This is a genomic window from Nocardiopsis sp. TRM 82005 (genome assembly GCF_056312425.1).
The window spans coordinates 87,721-111,231 of sequence record NZ_JBWDTQ010000024.1 but is presented as its reverse complement, the minus strand read 5'-3'; the positions used below and the strand labels follow the sequence as shown (position 1 = coordinate 111,231).

General features: G+C 70.7%; 20 protein-coding genes. 17 read left to right on the top strand and 3 right to left on the bottom strand.

What is annotated here, in order from left to right; genetic code table 11:
- Window positions 1–282: 282 nt before the first annotated feature.
- The 5 genes from deoC (at window position 283) to AC0T5L_RS19705 (ending at window position 6,308) form a co-directional block, all read left to right on the top strand.
- Window positions 283–1,230: a deoxyribose-phosphate aldolase gene (deoC, locus tag AC0T5L_RS19725; protein WP_476166926.1), complete on the top strand. Its 948-nt coding sequence runs from the start codon at window positions 283–285 to the stop codon at window positions 1,228–1,230.
- Between the two features lie 5 nt (window positions 1,231–1,235).
- Window positions 1,236–2,666 (top strand): aldehyde dehydrogenase family protein, encoded by a 1,431-nt coding sequence (locus tag AC0T5L_RS19720; RefSeq protein ID WP_476166925.1) that lies wholly within the window; start codon window positions 1,236–1,238, stop codon window positions 2,664–2,666.
- A complete protein-coding gene (locus tag AC0T5L_RS19715; protein WP_476166924.1) occupies window positions 2,659–3,609 on the top strand; it encodes an aldehyde dehydrogenase family protein in 951 nt (316 codons plus the stop codon). Before AC0T5L_RS19720 ends, AC0T5L_RS19715 begins: the two co-directional genes overlap by 8 nt.
- A gap of 213 nt (window positions 3,610–3,822) precedes the next feature.
- Complete coding sequence (locus AC0T5L_RS19710; RefSeq protein WP_476166923.1) at window positions 3,823–4,635, top strand: purine-nucleoside phosphorylase; 813 nt, start codon at window positions 3,823–3,825, stop codon at window positions 4,633–4,635.
- Window positions 4,632–6,308, top strand: a complete 1,677-nt coding sequence (locus AC0T5L_RS19705; RefSeq protein WP_476166922.1) for a phospho-sugar mutase — start codon at window positions 4,632–4,634, stop codon at window positions 6,306–6,308. The genes AC0T5L_RS19710 and AC0T5L_RS19705 overlap by 4 nt, the downstream gene beginning before the upstream one ends.
- A 33-nt stretch (window positions 6,309–6,341) precedes the next feature.
- On the opposite strand, the gene AC0T5L_RS19700 is transcribed toward AC0T5L_RS19705, so the two are convergent.
- Window positions 6,342–6,833 (bottom strand): Lrp/AsnC family transcriptional regulator, encoded by a 492-nt coding sequence (locus AC0T5L_RS19700; RefSeq protein WP_476166921.1) that lies wholly within the window; start codon window positions 6,831–6,833, stop codon window positions 6,342–6,344.
- A 745-nt stretch (window positions 6,834–7,578) separates the two neighbouring features.
- On the opposite strand from AC0T5L_RS19700, the gene AC0T5L_RS19695 reads away from it, so the two are divergent.
- The 10 genes from AC0T5L_RS19695 to AC0T5L_RS19650 all read left to right on the top strand — a co-directional run bounded on the left by AC0T5L_RS19695 (window position 7,579) and on the right by AC0T5L_RS19650 (window position 18,774).
- Window positions 7,579–8,616 carry a thiamine pyrophosphate-dependent dehydrogenase E1 component subunit alpha gene (locus tag AC0T5L_RS19695; RefSeq protein WP_476166920.1) on the top strand — a complete coding sequence of 346 codons (1,038 nt, stop codon included), beginning with the start codon at window positions 7,579–7,581 and terminating at the stop codon, window positions 8,614–8,616.
- Complete coding sequence (locus AC0T5L_RS19690) at window positions 8,613–9,638, top strand: alpha-ketoacid dehydrogenase subunit beta (protein WP_476166919.1); 1,026 nt, start codon at window positions 8,613–8,615, stop codon at window positions 9,636–9,638. The genes AC0T5L_RS19695 and AC0T5L_RS19690 overlap by 4 nt, the downstream gene beginning before the upstream one ends.
- A gap of 7 nt (window positions 9,639–9,645) precedes the next feature.
- Window positions 9,646–9,990, top strand: coding sequence for a biotin/lipoyl-containing protein (locus tag AC0T5L_RS19685; protein ID WP_476166918.1), 345 nt, complete (start codon window positions 9,646–9,648; stop codon window positions 9,988–9,990).
- Between the two features lie 138 nt (window positions 9,991–10,128).
- Complete coding sequence (locus AC0T5L_RS19680; RefSeq protein WP_476166917.1) at window positions 10,129–10,860, top strand: alpha/beta fold hydrolase; 732 nt, start codon at window positions 10,129–10,131, stop codon at window positions 10,858–10,860.
- A 339-nt stretch (window positions 10,861–11,199) separates the two neighbouring features.
- Window positions 11,200–12,252, top strand: a complete 1,053-nt coding sequence (locus AC0T5L_RS19675; protein WP_476166916.1) for a BMP family lipoprotein — start codon at window positions 11,200–11,202, stop codon at window positions 12,250–12,252.
- A gap of 336 nt (window positions 12,253–12,588) precedes the next feature.
- The gene (locus tag AC0T5L_RS19670) at window positions 12,589–14,166 is read left to right on the top strand and encodes an ABC transporter ATP-binding protein (protein WP_476166915.1); all 1,578 of its coding nucleotides are present in this window, start codon (window positions 12,589–12,591) and stop codon (window positions 14,164–14,166) included.
- Complete coding sequence (locus tag AC0T5L_RS19665; protein WP_476166914.1) at window positions 14,159–15,736, top strand: ABC transporter permease; 1,578 nt, start codon at window positions 14,159–14,161, stop codon at window positions 15,734–15,736. The genes AC0T5L_RS19670 and AC0T5L_RS19665 overlap by 8 nt, the downstream gene beginning before the upstream one ends.
- Window positions 15,733–16,995, top strand: a complete 1,263-nt coding sequence (locus AC0T5L_RS19660; protein ID WP_476166913.1) for an ABC transporter permease — start codon at window positions 15,733–15,735, stop codon at window positions 16,993–16,995. Before AC0T5L_RS19665 ends, AC0T5L_RS19660 begins: the two co-directional genes overlap by 4 nt.
- Window positions 16,974–17,402, top strand: coding sequence for a cytidine deaminase (locus tag AC0T5L_RS19655; RefSeq protein ID WP_476166912.1), 429 nt, complete (start codon window positions 16,974–16,976; stop codon window positions 17,400–17,402). The genes AC0T5L_RS19660 and AC0T5L_RS19655 overlap by 22 nt, the downstream gene beginning before the upstream one ends.
- A gap of 82 nt (window positions 17,403–17,484) precedes the next feature.
- On the top strand, window positions 17,485–18,774 hold the full coding sequence (locus tag AC0T5L_RS19650) for a thymidine phosphorylase (protein ID WP_476166911.1): 1,290 nt from the start codon (window positions 17,485–17,487) through the stop codon (window positions 18,772–18,774).
- A 64-nt stretch (window positions 18,775–18,838) separates the two neighbouring features.
- On the opposite strand, the gene AC0T5L_RS19645 is transcribed toward AC0T5L_RS19650, so the two are convergent.
- Both AC0T5L_RS19645 and AC0T5L_RS19640 read right to left on the bottom strand, forming a co-directional pair.
- A complete protein-coding gene (locus tag AC0T5L_RS19645) occupies window positions 18,839–19,375 on the bottom strand; it encodes a hypothetical protein (RefSeq protein WP_476166910.1) in 537 nt (178 codons plus the stop codon).
- Between the two features lie 145 nt (window positions 19,376–19,520).
- Window positions 19,521–20,015: a hypothetical protein gene (locus tag AC0T5L_RS19640; RefSeq protein WP_476166909.1), complete on the bottom strand. Its 495-nt coding sequence runs from the start codon at window positions 20,013–20,015 to the stop codon at window positions 19,521–19,523.
- A gap of 129 nt (window positions 20,016–20,144) precedes the next feature.
- Between AC0T5L_RS19640 and AC0T5L_RS19635 the strand changes: the two genes are divergently transcribed.
- A complete protein-coding gene (locus AC0T5L_RS19635; RefSeq protein ID WP_476166908.1) occupies window positions 20,145–21,911 on the top strand; it encodes an acyclic terpene utilization AtuA family protein in 1,767 nt (588 codons plus the stop codon).
- Entirely contained in the window at window positions 21,908–23,506 is a 1,599-nt protein-coding gene (locus AC0T5L_RS19630; RefSeq protein ID WP_476166907.1) for an acyl-CoA carboxylase subunit beta, read from the top strand. Before AC0T5L_RS19635 ends, AC0T5L_RS19630 begins: the two co-directional genes overlap by 4 nt.
- The last annotated feature ends 5 nt before the right edge of the window (window positions 23,507–23,511 follow it).

Sequence of the window (23,511 nt, the reverse complement as noted above, 5' to 3'; positions counted from 1 at the left end):
ACACCCACTCTGATGGGAGCGAAAGATCTTTCATGTCCGTTTTCGGGGTTTTTCATGCCCTGCTTGGACAAAAACACGAGAACCGGCCGTGGGCGGTCTTGGAGTCTCCTCCAACCTTGGGCGGCGCGGTCCGGACGGATGCTGACGTCCACTCCGCCCGGCGTTAGGGTGACTGCCTGACAGCCCGGGCCGGAGGCCGACACACCCCTCCACCGTGCTGACCAGGGGCCGTTTCCGCTGGCCACGGCGGACGGACCGACGAGCAATCCGATCGAGCTGTAGGTGCCCGTGCCCCACACCGCATTCGCGCCCGAGGCGACGACCAACCGCGAGCTCCGGGCCTTCCTGTACGGACTCCCGGGTGTGGACGAGGTCGGTGCGCGTGCCCGCGCCCAGGACCTGTCCACCCGGTCCGTCAAGACCACCGCCAAGGCCCAGGCCATCGACCTGGCCATCAGCATGGTGGACCTGACCACTCTGGAGGGTGCTGACACCCCCGGCAAGGTCAGGGCCCTGTCCGCCAAGGCGGCCAATCCCGACCCCGCCGACCGCACCGTGCCGCGCGTCGGCGCCGTGTGCGTCTACTCCGACATGGTCGCCACCGCCGTCGAGGCGTTGCGCGGTAGCGGGGTCGGTGTGGCCTCGGTGGCCACCGCCTTCCCCTCGGGTCGCGCGCCCATGGACGCCAAGCTCGCCGACACCCGTCGCGCGGTCGCTGACGGCGCCGACGAGATCGACATGGTCATCGACCGCGGTGCCTTCCTGTCCGGCGACTACCTCAAGGTCTTCGAGGAGATCGTCGCGGTCAAGGAGGCCTGCGGCACCGCCCACCTCAAGGTCATCCTGGAGACCGGCGAACTCGTCACCTACGACAACGTGCGCCGTGCCTCCCACCTGGCCATCCGGGCCGGGGCCGACTTCGTCAAGACCTCCACCGGCAAGGTGTCCCCGGCCGCGACCCCGCCGGTCACCCTGGTCATGCTGGAGGCGGTCCGCGACCACCACGCCGCCACCGGAAGGCGCGTGGGCGTCAAGCCCGCGGGCGGTATCCGCAACACCAAGGACGCCATCCGCAACCTGGTCCTGGTCAACGAGGTCGCCGGTCCCGACTGGCTGACCCCGGACCTGTTCAGGATCGGTGCCTCCAGCCTCCTCAACGACCTGCTGATGCAGCGCACCAGGCTGTCCACCGGCACCTATCCGGGCCCCGACTACTACACGCTGGACTGAGAGCCGTGATCTTCGAGTACGCGCCCGCACCGGAGTCCCGCTCCGTCGTCACCCTGCGCGAGAACTACGAGCTGTTCGTCGACGGCACCTTCACCCCGGCCGAGGGCGGCGAGTACCTCACCACGCTCAACCCGGCCGACGAGACCGAGCTCGCCCGGGTCGCCGTCGCCGGATCCGCCGACGTGGACCGGGCCGTCGCCGCCGCCCGCCGCGCTTACGACACCGTGTGGAGCCGGATGCCGGCCGCCGAGCGCGGCAAGTACCTGTTCCGCATCGCCCGCATTCTCCAGGAGCGTTCGCGCGAACTGGCCGTGCTGGAGTCGATGGACAACGGCAAGCCCATCAAGGAGACCCGCGACGTCGACCTGCCGCTGGTCGCCGCGCACTTCTTCTACTACGCCGGATGGGCCGACAAACTCGCCCACGCCGGGCTGGGCCCCGACCCGCGACCGCTGGGCGTGGCGGCCCAGGTCATCCCGTGGAACTTCCCGCTGCTCATGCTCGCGTGGAAGATAGCCCCGGCCCTGGCCACCGGTAACACCGTCGTGCTCAAGCCCGCCGAGACCACCCCTCTCACCGCGCTGGCCTTCGCCGAGATCTGCCAGGAGGCCGACCTGCCCCCGGGCGTGGTCAACATCCTCACCGGAGCGGGTGGGACCGGACGCGCCCTCGTGGAGCACTCGGGCACGGACAAGGTGGCCTTCACCGGCTCCACCGAGGTCGGCCGCCAGATCGCCCGCTCGGTGGCGGGCACCGACAAGCGCCTCACCCTGGAGCTGGGCGGCAAGGGCGCCAACATCGTCTACGACGACGCCGCGATCGACCAAGCGGTCGAGGGCATCGTCTCGGGCATCTTCTTCAACCAGGGACACGTGTGCTGCGCCGGTTCCCGGCTGCTGGTCCAGGAGTCGATCGCCGAGGAGCTGATGCCCCTGCTCAAGGCACGTATCTCCCGCCTGCGCCTGGGCGATCCGCTGGACAAGAACACCGACATCGGCGCGATCAACTCCGCCGCCCAGCTGGAGCGCATCCGCGAGCTCACCGACACCGGCGAGTCCGAGGGGGCCGAGCGCTGGTCGCCCGCCTGCGACCTGCCGAAGAGCGGCTACTGGTTCGCGCCCACCGTTCTGACCGGGGTCAGCCAGGCCCACCGGGTGGCCCGTGAGGAGATCTTCGGCCCCGTGCTCTCGGTGCTGACCTTCCGCACCCCCGAGGAGGCTGTGGCCAAGGCCAACAACTCCCCCTACGGGCTCTCCGCGGGCGTGTGGACCGAGAAGGGGTCGCGCATGCTGTGGACCGCCGAGCGCCTGCGCGCCGGTGTGATCTGGTCCAACACGTTCAACAAGCTCGACCCGACCAGCCCCTTCGGCGGCTACAAGGAGTCGGGATACGGCCGCGAGGGCGGGCGGCACGGATTGGAGGCCTACCTTGGCTGAACGGCGTAACACCAAAAGGGCCGCCAGGGGCGGGGCCAAGGAGGACAGGGGTGCCGAGCCCCCGGTCCCCGGCCGCCTGGCGGTCCGCAAGACCTACAAGCTCTACCTGGGCGGGGCCTTCCCCCGCTCCGAATCGGGCAGGAGCTACCCCGTGACCTCCGCCAGCGGCCAGCACCTGGCCAACGCCTCGCTCGCCTCCCGCAAGGACGCCCGCGACGCCGTGGTCGCCGCGCGCAAGGCCTTCGGCGGCTGGTCGGCGCGCACCGCCTACAACCGCGGCCAGATCCTGTACCGGGTCGCCGAGGTGCTGGAGGGCCGCCGTGAACAGTTCGCCGCCCAGGCCGTGGCCGCGCAGGACCTGCCCCGGGCCGAGGCCGACCGGGTGGTCTCGGCCGCCATCGACCGGTGGGTGTACTACGCGGGCTGGACCGACAAGGTCGCCCAGGTGCTCGGCGGCGCCAACCCCGTCTCGGGGCCCTACTACAACCATTCGGCGCCCGAGCCCACCGGCGTGGTCACGGTCCTCGCGCCCCAGAACGCGCCCCTGCTCGGGCTGAGCAGTGTGGTCGCCCCGGTGATCGCCACGGGCAACACCGCGGTCGTGGTCACCTCCGAGACCGCGCCGATGGCCGCGGTCGACCTGGCCGAGGTGCTCGCCACCTCCGACCTGCCCGGCGGCGTGGTCAACCTGCTCACCGGCCGAGTGCCGGAACTGGGCCCCCACCTGGCCGCGCACGCCGACGTCGACGCCCTGGACCTGACCGGGGCGGGGGAGCTGGCCGTGGAGTTCGAGAAGGCCGCGGCCACCACCCTCACCCGGGTGCTGCGCCCCGGCTCCGGCGCTGACGGTGGCGAGGAAGCCTGGTTCGGCCCCGATCCGGGCACCGCGCGCATGACACCTTTCCTGGAGACCAAGACGGTCTGGCACCCCGTGGGGATCTGAGCTCCGCAGGGTGAACGCCTGCTCAGCCCGAGGGGGTGCCGTTCAGGCGTCCGAACAAGGGGGGTCCGCGCCGTAGGCGTCCGTTGAGGGTGGTGGAGGGCGACGCAAGGGGGGTTCCGCGCCGTAGGCGTCCGTTGAGGGTGGTGGAGGGCGACGGGCGGGCAAAGCGGAGCGGAGCCCCAAAGACAGTACGAACGAACGGAGAGACCCGCTGTGACTCGCACACCCCAGGCCGCCGCTGAGGAAGCCGCCGCCGAACTGCGCTCGCGTACCGGTGTGGACGGCTACGACGTCGCCCTGGTCATGGGATCGGGGTGGGCGCCCGCGGCCGACCTGCTCGGCGAGTCCGGGCACGAGCTGGCCTCCGCGGACCTGCCCGGATTCGTGCCCCCGGCCGTGGAGGGCCACAGCGGCACCGTCCGCAGCATCAGTGACGGAAAACGCGACATGCTCGCCTTCCTGGGCCGCACCCATCTGTACGAGGGCCACGGTGCCGCCGCCGTCGTGCACGGCGTGCGCACCGCCGTGGCGGCCGGGGCCAGGACGATCGTGCTGACCAACGCCGCGGGCGGCATCAACCCCGCCTATCCCGTGGGCTCTCCGGTGCTCCTCGCCGACCACCTGAACATGACCGCGTGTTCTCCGTTGACCGGCGCGACCTTCGTCGACCTCACCGAGGCCTATGATCCCGGCCTGCGCGAGCTGGCCCGCTCGGTCGACCCCACCCTGCCCGAGGGCGTGTACGCGGCCATGCCCGGTCCGCACTTCGAGACCCCCGCCGAGATCCGCATGCTCAGCGCCATGGGCGCCGACCTGGTCGGCATGTCCACCGTGCTGGAGGCCATCGCGGCCCGCGCGGCGGGGGCCCGGGTGCTGGGCCTGTCCCTGGTCACCAACATCGCGGCCGGGCTCCAGGACGCCAACCTCGACCACGAGGACGTGCTGGCCACCGGCAGGGAGGCCGCGGGGACCGTCGGCCGGCTGCTCGCCGACATCGTCGCCAAGCTCGGACCGGCTCCCCGATGACCGCCGACACCGTCGCCCAGGCCAGGCAGTGGCTCGCCCAGGACCCCGACCCGGGCACCCGCGCTGAGTTGTCAGGGCTGGTGGAGCGCGCCGACCGGGGTGAGGCCGCCGCCCTGGCCGGCCTCGCCGACCGCTTCGGCGCGCGCCTGGAGTTCGGTACCGCCGGGCTGCGCGGCGCGCTCGGGGCGGGCCCCAACCGGATGAACCGCGTGGTGGTCATGCGGGCTGCGGCCGGGATAGCCGCCTGGCTCGGCGACGGCCCCGGGCACGTGGTGATCGGCTACGACGCCCGGCACCGGTCGGCGGACTTCGCACGCGACAGCGCCGCCGTCCTCGCCGGGGCCGGGCACCGGGTGTCCCTCCTGCCCGGCCCGCTGCCCACCCCCGTCCTGGCCTTCGCCGTCCGCGACCTGGGCGCCGACGCCGGGATCATGGTCACCGCCAGCCACAACCCGCCGCGGGACAACGGCTACAAGGTCTACGCCGGGGCCCGCAAGGCGGGCGGTGACGCCGACGCGGGTACGCAGATCGTCTCCCCTGCCGACGCCGAGATCTCCCTCGGGATCGAGGCCGCGGGTCCGGTCGGTGACCTGCCCCTCGGCGAGGGCTGGACGGTGCTGGGGGACGAGGTCGTGGACCGCTATCTGGAGGCGGTCACCGCCCTGGTCCCGGGCGAGGACCGGGACCTGGCCACCACCTACACCGCCATGCACGGTGTGGGCGGCCGGGTGCTGCTGGCGGCGATGGAGCGGGCCGGGTTCGCCCGCCCGTCCGTGGTCGCCGCCCAGTTCGATCCCGACCCCGACTTCCCGACCGTGGACTTTCCCAACCCGGAGGAGCCCGGTGCCATGGACATGGCGCTGGCCACCGGCGCCGCCGACGGCTCCGACCTGGTGCTCGCCAACGACCCCGACGCGGACAGGCTCGCGCTCGCGGTCCCCGGGCACGGGCTGCTCACCGGCAACGAGGTCGGCGGGCTGCTCGCCGAGTACGTGCTGGACCACACCACCGGGCCCGACCGGGTGGTGGCCACATCGATCGTCTCCTCCAGCCTGCTCGGCAAGATCGCCCGCGACCGGGGGGTGCGCTATGAGGAGACCCTCACCGGTTTCAAGTGGCTGGCGCGCGCGGGCGAGCCCGGGCAGCGGCGGGTCTTCGCCTTCGAGGAGGCACTGGGCTACTGCGTGGGCGGTGACGGCGGTCGTCCCGTCTCGGACAAGGACGGGATCAGTTCGGCCCTGGTGGCGTCGGCGCTCGCGGCCGGCGCCAGGCGCGACGGCCGGAGCCTGCTCGACCTGCTCGACGACCAGGCGCGCCGGTACGGACTCCACCTGAGCGACCAGTTGTCGGTGCGGGTGGAGGACCTCTCGGTGATCTCCGCGGCGATGCGGCGGTTGCGCGCCGAACCGCCCGCCGCGTTCGGGCCCCTGCCGGTGGCGGGGGTCGACGACTTCGCCGCCGGGCACGCGGGTCTGCCGCCGACTGATGCCCTGCGTTTCCGGTTGGAGGGTCAGGGACGTGTGACGCTGCGGCCCTCGGGGACAGAACCCAAGCTGAAGGCCTACGTCGAGGTGGTGCTGGACGTGGACGGCGACGTCGCGGCCACCCGCGCACTGGGCTCGGAACTACTCGCCGAGCTGATGGCCTCGGTCGCCGAGGCGGTCAGGGGTTGAAGGACTCGGGGCGCGTGCTCAGCGGAACGCGCCCTACTCGCCGTCGGCGGGTTCCACGACCGGTCGGTGTACGACCTCGTCGATGACGGTGAGCGTCTGGGTGGACGTCACACCGGGAAGCGACTGCAACCGGGACAGGATCAGGTCGCGCAGCTGGTTGGTGTTGGCGACACGGACGAGGAGGACTATGTCCGCCGAGCCCACGACGTACCAGCAGTACTCGATCTCCGGGTAGGAGGAGAGAATCTCCCGGTTGGCCCGCCAGTCGGGCTGGCTGCCCGAGATGAGGACGAGCGCGGTGACGCCGAGCCCCATCTTGGAGTGGTCGGTCACCACGGAGTAGCCACGGATGACGCCCTCGTCGGTGAGCCGCTTGATCCGGTTGTAGGCCGTCGCCCGGGACACGTTGGCCAGCGAGGCGATCTCGGTGATCCCGGTCCGCGCGTCCTTGGCGAGGGCGTTCAGGATCGTCTGGTCGGTCGTGTCCGGTCGCCGGCCGTTCCTGCGCTGGTCGCCCATGGCCATGTGCGTACTCCTCGTGTGCTCTTGTTTCAGGGTGGAGCCCCTTGGGGTCGTCATTGACCGGGGCTAACGAAGTACCAGGTAAACGTTGTTTCCGTCTATCGGAATCTCATTCGACGAGACCGGGTGAGTGCTGGTGTGCCGCCGGATGCGGAGCGGTCGGGGGCGGGGGAGCGGGGGATCTTCACGTGGGGTCCGATGCATGGGGGCGCGTCGGAGTGTCCGACTGTACCCATGGTTGACGCGATCGGCGGGTCGCTGGTTTCCCTAACTGGGGGGTAACTACACCACGGCGCCCGGAACGCGGCAGAAGTTCTCGCTGAAGAGGCCTTTCGGGGCTCATGTGTCGCGGATTCGCGGATTTTCGTCGACGGGATGTTCGGCTTCCCTCGGAGTGTGCGCGCTCAACGTCGAACACGCACCTGACGTAGTCAACCGCGGATGGTCCGTGAGTACGGGCACCGGTGGTGGCAGGTGGACGTGTGTCCCGGGAGGCGCCCCGAGGTTCATGAGGGTTGGTGGTGGTTCCAACGTGTATAGGGCCGTGTGTCGTTTTTGCTAGTCGCACGAGGCCAATCCTAGACATATGAGAACTTAACCGGCTACTACGTTCCCATATGTATCAACTATCTGCTTATATCTAGCGAAAGTGTCGAGTTTTCCGGAGAATCGGCGTACAGGACAGTAACCGCCCAGAGCCCGGCCCGTGCCACCACACGCGGCAGGGCCACGTTGGGAGCCGCTCGACATGCCAACCCACGAGTCAGCGGGCCGGGGAACCATCACCGTGGATCACCTGCCCCCCGACCTCACCCTTGCGCTCTACCGCGACATGAGGACCGCACGAGAGCTGGACACCGAGGCCATCGCCCTGCAACGCCAGGGCGTCTTCCCCGCCTACGTGTCCGTGCGCGGGCAGGAGGCCGCCCAGGTCGCCAGCGCCTCGGCACTGGACCCCGCGCGCGACTTCGTCTTCCCCACCTACCGCGAGATGGCGTCCGCCCTGGCCTACGGCGTGGAGATGGTCGGCTACATGGCCACCCACCGAGCCCTGTGGCACGGCGGCCTCTACGACGTCATGGCCTCCCGGTTCGGCGCCGTCAACGCCGTGGTCGGCGGCCCCGTTCCGCACGCCGTCGGATGGGCCGTGGGTGAGCGGCTGCGCGGCGACGACGGTGTGGCACTGGCCTACTTCGGCGACGGTGCCAGCTCCGAGGGCGACGTCCACGAGGCGATGAACTTCGCGGGGGTCTTCGGGGCACCCGTGGTCTTCTTCTGCCAGAACAACCAGTGGGCTCTGTCGGTCCCCAACGAGCACCAGGTCGCGGGCGGCTCCGTCCGTGCGCGGGCCGAGGGCTACGGCATGCCCGGCGTCCGGGTGGACGGCAACGACGCGGGCGCGGTCTACGAGGCCACCGCCGAAGCCGTCGCCCGGGCCCGCCGCGGCGAGGGGCCCACCGTCATCGAGGCGCTCACCTACCGCGTCGAGCCCCATTCCACCTCCGACGACCCCGGTCGCTACCGCGACGACGCCGAGGCCCAGCGCTGGCGCGACCGCGACCCCGTCACCCTGCTGCGCGAGGCCCTACTCGCCGCCGGACACGCTGACGAGGCCGGCCTCACCGAGGCCGACTCCCAGGCCGGGCGAGAGGCCGAGCGAGTACGCGACGGCGTGGCCACCGCTCCCGAGCCCGACGGATCGGAGCTGTTCACCCACGTCTTCCGGGAGACCACCGAGGAGCTGACCCGGCAGCGCCGCACCTGGCAGGAAGAGGTCGAGCTTTGACCGAGCTGATCGAACGCACCGACACCGACACCGCCGCCGACGCCCCCGTGGTCGGGCTGTCCATGCAGCAGGCCATCAACCGGGCCCTGCGCGACCTGCTCGTCGAGGACCCCGACGTGCTGCTCTTCGGCGAGGACGTCGGCGCCCTGGGCGGGGTCTTCCGCGTCACCGACGGGCTCCAGAGGGAGTTCGGCGACAAGCGCGTCTTCGACACCCCGCTCGCCGAGTCCGCGATCATGGGCATGGCGGTCGGCCTGGCCATGAACGGCTGGAGGCCCGTCCCCGAGCTTCAGTTCGACGGTTTCGCCTATCCCGCGATCGACCAGATCGTCAACCAGGTGGCGCGCATGAACTACCGCACCCGCGGCGCGGCCCCCATGCCGATCACCCTGCGGTTGCCCTCCTTCGGCGGCATCCAGGCGCCCGAGCACCACGGGGAGAGCCTGGAGACGCTCTTCGCGCACACCCCCGGTCTCAAGGTCGCGGCTCCCTCCGACCCCGGCGACGCCTACAGCCTGCTGCTACAGTCGGTGCGCTCCGACGACCCCGTCGTCTACATGGAGCCCAAATCCCGCTACTGGGATCGCAGGTCCGTCCAGCTGCGTGAACCCAGTGACCCCATCGGCACCAGCCGCATCGTGCGACCCGGTCGCCACGCCACCCTCATCGCATGGGGTGCCATGGTGCACCGCTGCATGCAGGTGGCCGAACTGGCCGCCGAGGACGGCGTGGACCTGGAGGTGCTGGACCTGCGCTGGCTCAAGCCCATCGACGCCGCCGGGCTGGCCGCCTCGGTCTCGCGGACCAAGCGCGCCGTGGTCGTGCACGAGGCGCCGCTGACCGCCGGGCTCGGCGCGGAGGTCTCCACCCTGGTCACGGAGAACTGCTTCCGGGACCTGGCGGCCCCCGTCCAGCGCGTCACCGGATTCGACGTGCCCTACCCCGCGGGTCCCCTGGAGCCGCAGTACCTGCCGACCATCGACCGCGTCCTGCTCGCGGTACAACGGACCCTGGAGTACTAGAGCGACCATGGCACAAGAGAACTTCACCTTCGCGCTCCCGGACCTGGGCGAGGGCCTGGTCGAGGCGACCGTCCTGGAGTGGCAGGTCGCCGTGGGCGACACGGTCGAGCGCAACGCACCCCTGGTGGAGGTGGAGACCACCAAGTCCGCGGTGGTCATCCCCTCGCCCAAGGCGGGCCGGATCGTCGAACTGCACGCCGAGGACGACCAGGCCGTGCCCGTGGGCGATCCCCTGGTGACCTTCGCGGTCGAGGTCGACGACGAGGCGCCCCAGGCGGGCATCGTGGGCAAGGTGCCCACGGAGGAGGCCCGGCCCGCCCGCAGGGTGCGGCTCAAGCCTCCGACGGACTGACGGTACCAGCGGGCCGCCGGGGTCCTTTCAGAGAAAACCACGGATATTGACGCCTGCCGGTGTCCAATGTTCGGATAAATCTCCGATTGTCCTTTGGCGGCCCGGACATATTTTCCAGAGATAGGGATGGGGAGTTCCATGTCCGCGAATCTCGTCGGCGACGTGACAATGCGATATACGGATGTGCGTCCGCAGGATCCCGAAGGCGGAGTTCCCGTGCTTCTGCTGCACGGTTTCGGTACCGACTTCGGTATGAATTGGCGTGCCGCCGGTTGGGAACAGGCGCTGGGAGCGGCCGGACTGCGGGTGATCGGGCCCGATCTGCGCGGCCACGGCGCCAGCGACAAACCGGCCGACAGCGCTTTCTACCTGCCCGAACACTTCGTCGCCGACCTTCTCGCGATGCTTGACGAGTTGGGTGTGGACAAGGTCGACGCGGTCGGTTACTCGATGGGCTCGCGCCTGGCCTGGGAACTGGCGCGGAGCGCGCCCGAACGTGTCGGACGTGTGGTTCTCGGCGGTTTCGGGCCAAAGAACGCCTTCGCCGGAACGGACCTGTCCGACCCCGGTTCGGGAGACACCCCCTTCGACCTCGTCTACCGCACGGTGACGGCCCTGCCCGGCAACGACGCCGCCGCTCTGGCCGCCTGCGCCCGCGGCCAGGCCGCGCGTCCCTTCGAAGCCGACCCCCCGCTCACCGGGGTCCCCCTGCTGACGGTGTCGGGGGCCAGGGACACGCTTGCCGAGGGCGCGGCCGAGCTCGCCGAGCGCTGTGGGGGCACCCATGTGGAGGTCCCCGGCCGTGACCACGCCAACGCCGTCTCCTCACGGGTCTTCAAGCAAGCCGTGTTGGACTTCCTCGCGGACTGAGGGGTCCGCCCCGCCGCCCGACGCGGCCAATCCGGTCTAGACCGGACGGTTCCCACGTGCTGATGTGACAACGTGTGACCGTGGTGAAGCCAGGCGTGGTAATGCCGTGTCGGCGCGGGGGAGGAGGGGCGGAGAACGCAATGTCGAAACGGAACAGACCGCTCCGAGTGCGTGCTTGGTGACTTCTGAGTAAGACCCCGTGTCGCTCCGCTCTCGCCTTCATAACAACTCCGTCCGTTGGTTCGATGTACTTTCGGCCACCGGATATCGTCCGGCTGCAGAACTCAGCTCGGTCGTGCGCGAATGCTGACCGCTGAGAGTGCGTAAGGGGAGTGAGAAGTGAAGCGCAGCAACGCAGTCAGGTTCGCCGCCGTCGCGGCGGCCGGTGTGCTCGCCCTCACCGCGTGTGACAACGCGGCGGAGGAAGGCGGCGACGGAGGCGGTGGCGAGGAGTCCGCCTCCGACCTGAAGGTCGGCCTGGCCTACGACGTCGGCGGTCGCGGTGACCGCTCCTTCAACGACTCGGCCTACCGCGGACTGGAGCGGGCAGCCGAGGAGCTCGGTGTCGAGACCACCGACTTCGAGCCCTCCGACGGCGAGGCCGACTCCGCCAAGGAACAGCGCCTGGCCACCATGGCCGGCGAGGGGTACGACGTCGTCATCGCCGTCGGCTTCGCCTACGCCGAGCCGCTCGAGACGGTCGCGTCCGAGTACCCGGACGTCCACTTCGCCATCGTGGACTCCGAGATCGAGGGCTTCGACAACGTCACCAGCCTGGTCTTCGCCGAGGAGCAGGCCTCCTTCCTGGCCGGTGCCGCCGCGGCGTTGACCACCGAGGACGACCACGTCGGCTTCGTCGGCGGTGTCGAGACCCCGCTGATCCACAAGTTCGAGGCCGGGTACGTCGCGGGTGCCGAGCACGTCACCGAGGACATCGACGTCGAGGTCGACTACCTCAGCCAGCCGCCGGACATGAGCGGCTTCAGCGACCCGGCCAAGGGCCGCGAGCTCGCCCAGGCCCAGTACGACCGCGGCGCGGACGTCATCTACCACGCCGCCGGTGCCTCGGGCAACGGCATCCTGGAGTCGGCCGAGGCCAACGACTTCACCTTCATCGGCGTCGACAGCGACCAGTACGAGAACGCGGAGGAGGACCAGAAGCCGTACGTGCTCACCTCCGCCATCAAGCAGGTGGACGTGGCCGTGTTCGACCTGATCAGCTCCGCGGCCGAGGGCGATGCCGAGGGCGGCATCCAGCGCTTCGAGCTCGCTGACGGCGGCGTGGACTACACCACGTCCAACGAAGAGGCGATCAGCCCGATCCAGGACCAGCTGGACGAGATCAAGCAGCAGATCATCGACGGCGAGATCGAGGTCCCGAGCGAGCCGTAGACCGTGTTTTTGGGACCTTCGCTTCGCCTTGGTCCGTGTTCGAACGCCCAAGGAGCGGGAACCTTCGGTGCCTACGGTGTGACGGCTCGTTCCTCGCAGTCTCACCTCCGGTACCTCCAGAACCCCGCGGGCGCCCGAACCGACTCCCAAGGCCCGGTCCAGAAAGACACCGCCGCCGCGGGCAGGATCCGTGGTGGCCGCATCCACGGGCGGTACCGGGCCGGGTGACCCCGGACCGGTACCGCCCCGGTTGCCGTTTCGCGACGGGGACGCCCGGCAGCGGCCGCAACCCGGCTCCTTCCGGCCGCGCCACGCCGCAAGTTCACGAGGAGACAGATGAGCAGCACGCCATCGGGCGGCGGGGCCTTGGCGCCCCCCGCCGTTGAGCTGCGCGGGATCACCAAGCGTTTTCCCGGGGTCGTGGCCAACCACGACATCGACATCACCGTGGCTCCCGGTACCGTGCACGCCATCGTCGGCGAGAACGGTGCGGGCAAGTCCACGCTGATGAAGACCCTGTACGGCATGCACCGGCCGGATGAGGGACACATCCATGTCAAAGGCCAGGAGGTGCGCTTCCACTCGCCCTCCGACGCCATCCGGAACGGCATCGGCATGGTGCACCAGCACTTCATGCTCGCCGACAACCTGACCGTGCTGGAGAACGTGGTCCTGGGCGCGGAGCGCCGATTCGGTATCGGCAACCGGGCCCGCGCACAGATCCGGGCCCTGTCCGACCAGTACGGGCTCGGGGTCGAGCCCGACCGCCTGATGGCTGACCTGGGCGTCGGCGAGCGCCAGCGCGTGGAGATCCTCAAGGTCCTGTACCGCGGTGCGCAGACCATCATCCTCGACGAGCCCACCGCCGTCCTGGTCCCGCAGGAGGTCGACGAGCTCTTCGACAACCTGCGCGAGCTCAAGCGCGAGGGCCTGACCGTCATCTTCATCTCCCACAAGCTGGACGAGGTGCTCTCGGTCGCCGACGAGATCACCGTGATCCGTCGCGGCACCACCGTGGCCACCGCGGACCCGGGCACCACCACCGCCCAGGAGCTGGCCACGCTGATGGTCGGTGGCGAACTGCCCGTACCGGAGCTGCGCGAGTCCACCGTCACCGACCACGCCGTGCTGTCCCTGGACGGGGTCACGGTCCACTCCCCGGACGGCCGCGCCGTCGTGGACGGGATCAGCGTGGACATCCACCGGGGCGAGATCGTCGGCATCGCCGGTGTGGAGGGCAACGGCCAGTCCGAGCTGATCGAGGCCATCATGGGCATGCGCCCGCTGGCCTCGGGACGCGTCCTCCTGGAGGAGTACGACATCACCGGCTGGTCCACGCTGCGGATCCGCGAGGCGGGCGTGGGCTACATCCCCGAGGACCGCCACCGGCACGGCGTGCTGCTGGACTCCCCGCTGTGGGAGAACCGCATCCTGGGCCATCAGACCAAGGAGCCCAGTGTGCGGGGCCCCTGGATCAACAAGGTCGGTGCGCGTGCCGACTCCGAGCGCATCGTCGCCGAGTACGACGTGCGCACCCCGAGCATCGACGTGATCGCCGACGCCCTGTCCGGCGGCAACCAGCAGAAGTTCATCATCGGCCGGGAGATGAGCGGATCCCCGCGCTTCCTGGTCGCGGCGCACCCCACCCGCGGTGTGGACGTGGGCGCCCAGGCCGCCATCTGGGAGCAGCTGCGCGACGCCCGTGCCGCCGGCCTGGCGGTACTGCTGGTCTCCGCCGACCTGGACGAGCTGATCGGTATGTCCGACACCCTGCACGTGATCCTGCGCGGCCGCCTGGTCGCCCAGGCCGACCCGACCACCGTCACGCCCGAACAGCTGGGCTCGGCCATGACCGGTGCCGGGCTGGACGGGGCCGACGAGAGTACGGAAGGTGAGGGCGGCACGCATGAGTAGGCTTCCCCGTCCCGACACGACCCTGCCCGCACCCGCGGCGCTGGGCATCTCCCTGGCTCTGGGAACACTGCTGACCGTCGCCCTAGACACGGCGCTGCTGTGGTGGGCCGCGCTGATCATCGGCGTCGTGGCGGCCTTCGCCGCCGTGGCCTGGACCGGCCCCCTGATATCCGGCGGTCGCCGGGCGGGCGCCGACGGTGCCCGCGAGGAGGGCACGGCCCTGCAAACCACCCTGGTCGTCCCGACGGCCCTGGTGCTGTCGGTGGTCACGGGCCTGGTGGCCGCCTGGTTCCTGGACCTGTCCCTGATCGAGCCGGTCGCCGCCGCCCTGGGCGCCCTGGTCGGCTCCGCCGCGGCGTTCCTACTCTTCCACCGGCTGTCGGCGATGCTCGCGCTGTCCTTCGCCGCGGTCCTGGCCGCCGGTGTCCTGGCCACCGCGGTCACCGCGGCCGTGCTGTACTTCAGCGGTATCCCGCCACTGGCCACGTTCGGGCGGATGGTCGAGTACGGCACCAGGCCCGACAGCCTGGTGCGCATCGTCAACGACGGCACCACCTACTACCTGGCCGCCGTGGCCGTGGCGATCGGCTTCAAGATGAAGCTGTTCAACATCGGTGTGGACGGCCAGTACCGGCTCGCCGCTCTGTTGGCCGCCGCGGTGGGCGGCTACGTCGTGCTGCCGCCGGTACTCAGCCAGATCGTCGTCGTCGCCACGGCCGTGGCCGTCGGCGGAGCGTGGGCCGGTATCGCCGGATACCTCAAGGTGGCCCGGGGCGTGTCCGAGGTGATCTCCACGATCATGCTCAACTCGATCGCCACCGGCATCACCGCCTACCTGCTGAGCACCGACCGCCTGGCGGTGGAGATCAGCACCAACAACATCGGGACCCCGCCCATGCCCGAATCCTCCTGGGTACCGGGTATTCCGGCGGGCTTCCTCGGTTCCGACCACGAGATCTTCGGTTTCGTGCTCCTGGCCGTCGCGGTCGGCGTCGGCTACTGGGTGATGCTCAACCGCACCCGCTTCGGCTTCGAACTGCGGGCCACCGGTGAGTCGCAGACGGCGGCCGAGGCCAGTGGTGTGAACGTCAAGAAGATGGTGTTCCTGTCCATGCTCTTCTCGGGCATGGTCGCCGGCCTGGTGGGCCTGCCCCAGCTTCTGGGCAGCTCCCACTACTACGCTCTGGACTTCCCGACCGGTATCGGCTTCATCGGCATCGCCATCGCCCTGCTGGGCCGCAACCACCCGGTGGGCATCGTCTTCGCCGCCCTGTTCTGGTCCTTCCTGAACCAGGCGGCGGGCATCCTGCCCTTCGACGGCATCCCGCAGGAGATCGCGGTCATCTCGCAGGCCACCATCGTGCTCACCGTCGTGGTGGTCTACGAGGTCGTGCACCGCTGGGGCCGCCGCTACCAGCAGCAGCAGATCGGCAAGCAGCTCGGCACCGCCGCCGAGACCAGCACACAAGACACGGAGACCGTGCCCTCGGCGCCCGAGGGCGGGTCCGCCGACGGCGAGGGCGGCGGTGCCCCCGACTCCGACGGCAAGCGCGGCGGGGAGGCACAGTGAGCCAGGAGATCAACGTGACGCGGCCGACGGGCAAGGCCCCGCCGCGACCCCGGGGATGGGCGCGCTGGCGCTTCCTCACCCTGTTCGGCGCGGTGCTGGTGTCCCTGGCGGGACTACGTACCATCACCGGCCACGACATGCTCACCGACGCGGGCACCATCAGCACCACCATCACCTTCGCGGTCCCCATCGGGCTGGCCGCTCTGGGCGGTCTGTGGGCCGAGCGGGCGGGCATCATCAACATCGGCCTGGAAGGCATGATGATCCTGGGCACCTGGTTCGGTGCCTACTTCGCCTGGTCCACGGACAACCCGTGGGTCGGCCTGCTGGCGGGCGTGCTCGCCGGTATGGCGGGCGGACTCCTGCACGCCGTGGCCACGGTGACCTTCGCGGTGGACCACATCGTCTCCGGTGTGGCGATCAACATCCTCATGCTCGGCGCGATGCGCTACTTGTCGATCCTGGTCTACTCCGACGTGCCCGGCGCGGGCGCGGCCCAGTCGCCGATGGCCCCGTCGTTCCCGGTGTGGAGCCTGCCCTTCGTCGCCGACGTGCTCGGGCCGGTCGCCGAGAGCGGGACCTTCCTGGTCAGCGACCTGGCGTCGCTGGTGGTGGGTCTGACCACGCGTATGTCGGCGCTGACGTTCGTCGCGATCATGATGATCCCGCTGACCTACCTGGTGCTGTGGCGGACCACCTTCGGCCTGCGGCTGCGCTCGGTGGGTGAGAACCCCGACGCCTCCGAGTCCCTCGGCGTGCCCGTGTACAGCCTCAAGTACGTCGCGGTGGTCGTCTCCGGCGGCCTGGCCGGTATGGGCGGTGTGTTCCTGGCCATCGTGGCCTCGCAGATCTACCAGGAGGGGCAGACCGGCGGCCGGGGCTATATCGGCCTGGCCGCGATGATCTTCGGAAACTGGCGTCCGGGCGGTCTCGCCATGGGTGCGAGCCTGTTCGGCTACACCGACGCGCTACAGGTGCGCGGCGGAGGCGCGGCCATCCACGCCCTGCTGCTGCTCCTGGCGGTGGCGCTGCTGGCCGTGGCCCTGTGGCAGGTGCGACGGGACCGCAAGGGCCTGGCCGCCGCCGGCGCGCTCGTCGCGGTCCTGCTGCTGGCGTGGTACTTCTCCACCGACTCGCTTCCGCGCGAGCTGGCCACCTACAGCCCGCACATCGCGACCCTGCTGGTGCTCTCACTGGCCTCGCAGAGGCTGCGTGCACCCGCCGGGATCGGAAAGCAGTGGAGGGCGAGCAGATCATGACCGACGGACCCCTGGACCCCGGGGCGGTGGACTGGGAGGCGTTGCGCGGTGCCGCACGCCGGGCCATGGCCCGGGCCTACGCGCCCTACTCCGACTATCCGGTGGGCGCGGCGGCGCTGGTCGACGACGGCCGGGTGGTCAGCGGATGCAACGTGGAGAACGCCTCCTACGGGCTGAGCCTGTGCGCCGAGTGCGGGCTGGTCAGTGCCCTGCACGCCTCGGGGGGCGGCCGTCTGACGGCGTTCAGCTGTGTGGACGGCCGCGGTGAGACCCTCATGCCGTGCGGGCGATGCCGACAACTTCTGTTCGAGCACGGTGGACCGCGCCTGCTGGTGGACACCCCCGAGGGGGTCCGGACCATGGACGAGGTCCTGCCGCAGGCCTTCGGCCCTGACCACCTCACATAACCAGTGTTTCTCCGGGGCTCCGCTTCGTCCGGCCGCCCCGCGGCGACCGGGCGGACGTGTTTCCCGCCAGGAAGGACATGACATGGACGTCATCGAGGTCATCCGAGCCAAGCGCGACGGGGGCGAGCTCAGCCCGGAGCAGATCGACTGGGTGATCGACGCCTACACCCGGGGCGAGGTGGCCGAGGAGCAGATGTCGGCGCTGGCCATGGCGATCTTCCTGCGCGGGATGAACCGGGCCGAGGCCAGCCGCTGGACCGAGGCGATGCTGGCCTCCGGAGAGCGTCTGGACTTCTCCGACCTGGACCGGCCCACCACCGACAAGCACTCAACGGGCGGGGTGGGTGACAAGCTCACCCTGCCCCTCACCCCGACCGTCGCGGCGTGCGGTGCGGCCGTACCGCAGCTGTCCGGGCGAGGGCTGGGCCACACCGGCGGCACCCTCGACAAGCTGGAGTCGATCACCGGGTGGCGTGCGTCGCTGTCCACCGGTGAGATGCGGCGGGTGCTGGACTCCACCGGCGGGGTGATCTGCGCGGCCGGGTCCGGGCTGGCACCGGCCGACCGGAAGCTGTACGCGCTGCGCGACGTCACCGGAACGGTCGAGTCCATCCCGCTGATCGCGGCCTCGATCATGAGCAAGAAGCTCGCCGAGGGCACCGGCGCACTGGTCCTGGACGTCAAGGTGGGGTCGGGCGCGTTCATGAAGGACACCGGATCGGCCCGCGAGCTGGCCCGCACGATGGTCGGTATCGGCAACGACCACGGGGTGCGCACGGTCGCGCTGCTCACCGACATGGCCACGCCGCTGGGTCGACGGGTCGGTAACGCGCTGGAGGTGGCCGAGTCGGTGGAGGTGCTCTCCGGCGGCGGTCCCGCGGACGTGGTGGAGCTGACCGTGGCGCTGGCCCGGGAGATGCTGGCCGCCGCCGGTCTCACCCCGGGGGAGAACGGGGTCAAGGACCCGGCTGAGGCACTGCGGGACGGAAGCGCGCTGGCGTCCTGGAAGCAGCTCGTTCGCGCCCAGGGCGGCGACCCGGACGCGCCGCTGCCGGTGGCCGCCGAGCGCCGGGTGGTGCTCGCCCCGGCCTCGGGCACGGTCACCCGGCTGGACGCCTACCAGGTGGGGCTGGCCGCATGGCGGCTGGGCGCGGGCCGGGCCCGCAAGGAGGACGCGGTGTCCTTCGGTGCCGGAGTGACCCTGCACGCCAAGCCGGGCGAGGAGGTCACGGCGGGAGAACCGCTGTTCACCCTGCACGCGGATGAGGAGGAGCGCTTCGACCGGGCCGCGCGGGCCCTGGAGGGCGCCTTCGACATCGAGTCCGGAGCCCGGCACCGGGCCCGGCCGCTGATCATCGACCGCATCTCCTGAGGAAGGCGGCGCCGAACACGGCGGGCCCCTTCCCGGTGACGACCGACGAGCTGGCGGGCCGCCGTCAGAACATGGGCTGTTGGATCTCGGTGCCGACCGGCAGCAGAACGTACGTCACGATCGCCAGGAGCACCAACAGCAGGCTCACTATCAGCGCCGCGGTGGACGCCCACCGTGCCCAGTGCCGGGTCCCGGTGCCGGTCAGGATGAGTGAGATCCCCGCGACCAGTGCCGTGATGGCGGCCGCCGCGCCGCTGATGACCAGCTGGGCGGAGATCTGCTCGACCTGGTCCGTGGGCACCTGCTGGTCGCCGATGAGCATCACGCTGGTGAAGATCTGGAGCAGCTGGCTCGAGAACACGGTCACGCCGAGCAGGACCAGCGAGGTCAGGGCGAAGGTCTCCGCTGAGAGGACGCCGCCTGGACGGGGCTCCACAGGAGCCTCCTCCTGCTCCTGGGGGACGTCCGCTTCGGTCACGGTCTCGTCCGGGGGCGCGAAGTGGGCCCCGGTCCCGGTGGCCGGTGCCTCGTCGGTGTCCCGGGCCGCGTCGGCGTCTCGGGTGTGGTCGGTCGGGTCGTTATTTTCCGGTGATGTGCTCACGCGGCCAACGTACCTGCCCGAACACAGGGAAAGGCCAAGGGAAACGCCTGCTCGGGTACTTGGCGAGGCAATGGCGGGCATGGGCCGCTCCCTCCGTCGACGGAAACCTCCCCCGGAGCCGGAACCACCGGGCGCGCCCGTCGGCTCAGGCGCCGGCCGGCAGGCTGACGAAGGCCAGGACGGAGACCACGACCAGCAGGGTGCCCACGATCACGGTCGCGGCGGCGCTCCAGCGGCTCCACGCGCGCGTGCCGTAGCCGCCCAGGAACAGGGAGAGCGCTCCGGCGAGCACGGCCAGGGCGCTCGACCCGCCCGCGACCACGATCTCGGTCGAGAACACGCCCGTGTCCCCAGCGAAGTTCTCCTGGGAGCCGCGGCCCACGGCGAACAGGCTGAAGAGCTGAAGCAGCCGGGTGTTCGTCACGGTGACCGCGAACAGCATCAGGGCGATGATGCTGAAAGTCTCGGCGGAGAACAGCCCGCCGGAGGGGTGGGTCGGGGTGCCCGCGAGGAAGGCGCCGCTGGCCTCGGTCTCCCGGAGCGTCCCGGTGTCCTCGGAGGCCGGGACGCTCTCGGCCGGCTCCTGCGGGGCGGTGCCGGCGCCGTCGGTGGGACTGGTGTCTTCTTGGGAGGTATCCACGGCGCCAAACTACCGCGCGCGTATCCCGATTCCCGAGGGGAGTAACACACGCTCCGTGGCCACTTTCGGCCATATCGTGATCACCCGCCTGTTCCGCAGAAAAACAAGCAGGTGCGCTTGTTTTATTGTGTGGTCGGTGCCACTCTCGTGTCCATGACTGCGACACCGGTGCCCCCGCTGTTGGTGGGAAACGCCTCCGGCTTCTACGGAGACCGCTTCGACGCCGTCCACGAGATGCTCACCGAAGGACCTCTGGACGTCCTCACCGGCGACTACCTGGCCGAGTTGACCATGGCCATCCTCGGCCGCGACCAGCTCAACGACCCCGGACGCGGCTACGCCCGTACCTTCCTGCGGCAGATGCGCGACAGTCTGGCGCTGATCATGGAGCGCCGGATCCGGGTGGTCACCAACGCGGGAGGCCTCAATCCGCGCGGGCTCGCCGACAAGCTCACCGAGCTCGCCGACGGGCTCGGCCTCGAACCCAGCATCGCCTGCGTCACCGGCGATGACCTCCTCGACCGGGCCGAGGAGCTCAACCTCGGTTCCCCGCTGACCGCCAACGCCTACCTCGGTGCCTTCGGTATCGCCGCGTGCCTGGACGCGGGCGCCGACATCGTGGTCACCGGACGTGTCACCGACGCCTCCCTGGCCGTGGGGCCCGCCGTCTCCCACTTCGGCTGGTCCTTCGACGACCTGGACGCCCTGGCCGGGGCCACCGCCGCAGGACACGTCATCGAGTGCGGAACCCAGGCCACCGGCGGCAACTACGCCATGGCCGCCGAACTCCCGAACCAGGGCCGTGGTCTGGACCGCCCCGGCTTCCCCGTCGCCGAGATCCATGGGGACGGCAGCGCGGTCATCACCAAGCACCCCGGCAGCGGCGGCGCCGTCACCACCGGGACCGTCACCGCCCAGCTCGTCTACGAGATCGCCGGACCCCGCTACCCCGGGCCCGACGTCACCACCCGCCTGGACACCGTCCGTCTCACGGAACAGGGACCCGACCGCGTCCTACTCAGTGGGACACGCGGCGAGGAGCCGCCCGCCGACCTCAAGGTGGGCCTGACCAGTCTCACCGGCTTCCGCAACGAGGCCGAGTTCCTCATCCCGGGCCTGGACGCCGAGGCCAAGGCCGCCCTGGCCGAACGCCAACTGCGCGCCGGGCTGGCCCCGCGCGAACCGCGGGAGCTGCACTTCACGTTCGTGCCCGCCGAGGACCCCCACGGCCCCACCCAGGACGCGGCCACCGCACGGCTGCGCGTGGTCGCCCGCGACCACGACCCCGCCGCCATCGGCCGCTCCTTCGGCGCGGCCGCCGTGGAACTGGCCCTGGGCAGCTACGCCGGGTTCCACCTCACCGCACCGCCGCGCGACGCCCGCCCCGACGGGGTCGCCGCCACCCACATCCTCGTGCCCGCCGCCGAGGTGGAGCACACCGCGATCCTTCCCGACGGCCGGCGGGTGACCATCGCCCCACCGCCCGGCACCCGGCCCCCGGCCGAGGCCCCCGAACCCCCGCTGCCCGGACCCCCGCCGGAGGGCCCCACCCGGTTGGCGCCGCTCGGTCTGGTGCTGGGCGCGCGCAGCGGCGACAAGGGAGCCGACGCCAACCTCGGAGTGTGGGCGGGCAGCGATCCGGCGTGGCGGTGGCTGGCCACCACCCTCACCGTCGACGTGCTGCGCGAGCTGCTCCCCGAGACCGCCGGCCTGGAGATCACCCGGTACCCGCTGCCCAACCTGCGCGCCGTCAACTTCTGGATCGCGGGCATGCTCGCCCCCGGCACCGCACGCCGTGAGGGGAGCGATCCGCAGGCCAAGGGGCTGGGGGAGTGGCTGCGAGCACGCAGGGCCGAGATCCCCGAGGCGCTGCTGTCGGAGGTGGAGCGGCCGTGAGCGTTCTGGGGACCCGGCTCGACACATCCTCGCCCGACTTCGCCCTGGCCCGCGAGGCCATGTCCGCCAAGCTCGCCGAGATCGACACCGAACACGCCAAGGCACTGTCCGGGGGCGGGCGGCGTTACGTGGAGCGCCACCGCTCCCGGGGCGGGCTGCTGGTCCGTGAGCGGATCGAACTGTTCCTGGACGAGGGCAGCCCCTTCCTGGAGCTGTCCCCGCTCGCCGCCTGGGGCAGCGACTTCCACGTCGGCGCGAGCGTCGTCACCGGCGTGGGCGTCGTCTCCGGGGTGGAGTGCGTGCTGGTGGCCAACGACCCCACGGTGCGAGGCGGATCCAGCAACCCGTGGACCCTGAAGAAGTCCGCGCGGGCCGCTGAGATCGCTGAACGCAACCACATGCCGCTGATCAGCCTGGTGGAGTCCGGCGGCGCCGACCTGCCCACCCAGAAGGAGATCTTCATCCCGGGCGGCCGCACCTTCCGCGACCTGACCCGCCTGTCCGCCGCCGGGATCCCCACCATCGCGCTGGTCTTCGGCAACTCCACGGCCGGAGGCGCCTACGTTCCCGGCATGAGTGACCACGTGGTCATGGTGCGCGAGCGCTCCAAGGTGTTCCTGGGCGGCCCGCCCCTGGTCAGGGCGGCCACTGGGGAGGAGAGCGACGACGAGTCGCTGGGCGGGGCCCGAATGCACGCCGAGACGTCCGGACTGGCCGACCACCTGGCCGAGGACGAGCACGACGCCCTCCGTATCGGAAGGAGGATCGTGGCCCGTCTCGGCCACCGCAAACAGGGCCGCCCCCCGAACACGTCGGTCCCCGAGCCCCTCCATCCGGCCGAGGACCTGCTCGGCGTCATGCCGCCCGACCTCAAGGTGCCCGTGGACCCGCGCGAGATCATCGCCCGCGTCGTGGACGGCTCGGAGTTCGACGAGTTCAAGCCCGCCTACGGCAGCGGACTGGTCACCGGCTGGGCGGACCTGCACGGCTACCCCGTCGGAGTCCTGGCCAACGACAACGGTGTGCTGTTCAGCGCCGAGGCGCAGAAAGCCGCCCAGTTCATCCAGCTCGCCAACCGCGCGGACACCCCGCTGGTGTTCCTGCACAACACCACCGGCTACATGGTCGGCCGCGAATACGAGCAGGGCGGCATCATCAAACACGGCTCGATGATGATCAACGCCGTCTCCAACAGCACGGTTCCGCACTTCTCGGTACTCGTGGGCGCCTCCTACGGCGCCGGCCACTACGGGATGTGCGGCCGGGCCTACGACCCCCGCTTCCTGTTCGCCTGGCCCAGCGCCCGCTCCGCCGTCATGGGGGCCAGACAGCTCGCCGAGGTTCTGTCCATCGTCGCCCGTCAGTCCGCGGCCAGGAAGGGCCAGCCCTATGACGAGGACCAGGACGCCGCCGTCCGGGAGATGGTCGAGAACCAGGTCGAGGCCGAGTCGCTGCCGCTGTTCCTGTCCGGACGGGTCTACGACGACGGCGTCATCGACCCGCGCGACACCCGTACCGTCCTGGGCCTGTGCCTGTCCTACGCCCACAACGCGCCCGTTCGGGGCACCGACCGCTTCGGCGTCTTCCGGATGTGAGGAAG

Coding starts and splice junctions, on each gene's coding strand:
- AC0T5L_RS19705 (WP_476166922.1), top strand. CDS start 4,632: ATGACCGCCGACACCGTCGCCCAGGCCAGGCAGTGGCTCGCCCAGGAC.
- AC0T5L_RS19700 (WP_476166921.1), bottom strand. CDS start 6,833: ATGGCCATGGGCGACCAGCGCAGGAACGGCCGGCGACCGGACACGACC.
- AC0T5L_RS19695 (WP_476166920.1), top strand. CDS start 7,579: ATGCCAACCCACGAGTCAGCGGGCCGGGGAACCATCACCGTGGATCAC.
- AC0T5L_RS19685 (WP_476166918.1), top strand. CDS start 9,646: ATGGCACAAGAGAACTTCACCTTCGCGCTCCCGGACCTGGGCGAGGGC.
- AC0T5L_RS19680 (WP_476166917.1), top strand. CDS start 10,129: ATGTCCGCGAATCTCGTCGGCGACGTGACAATGCGATATACGGATGTG.
- AC0T5L_RS19670 (WP_476166915.1), top strand. CDS start 12,589: ATGAGCAGCACGCCATCGGGCGGCGGGGCCTTGGCGCCCCCCGCCGTT.
- AC0T5L_RS19665 (WP_476166914.1), top strand. CDS start 14,159: ATGAGTAGGCTTCCCCGTCCCGACACGACCCTGCCCGCACCCGCGGCG.
- AC0T5L_RS19650 (WP_476166911.1), top strand. CDS start 17,485: ATGGACGTCATCGAGGTCATCCGAGCCAAGCGCGACGGGGGCGAGCTC.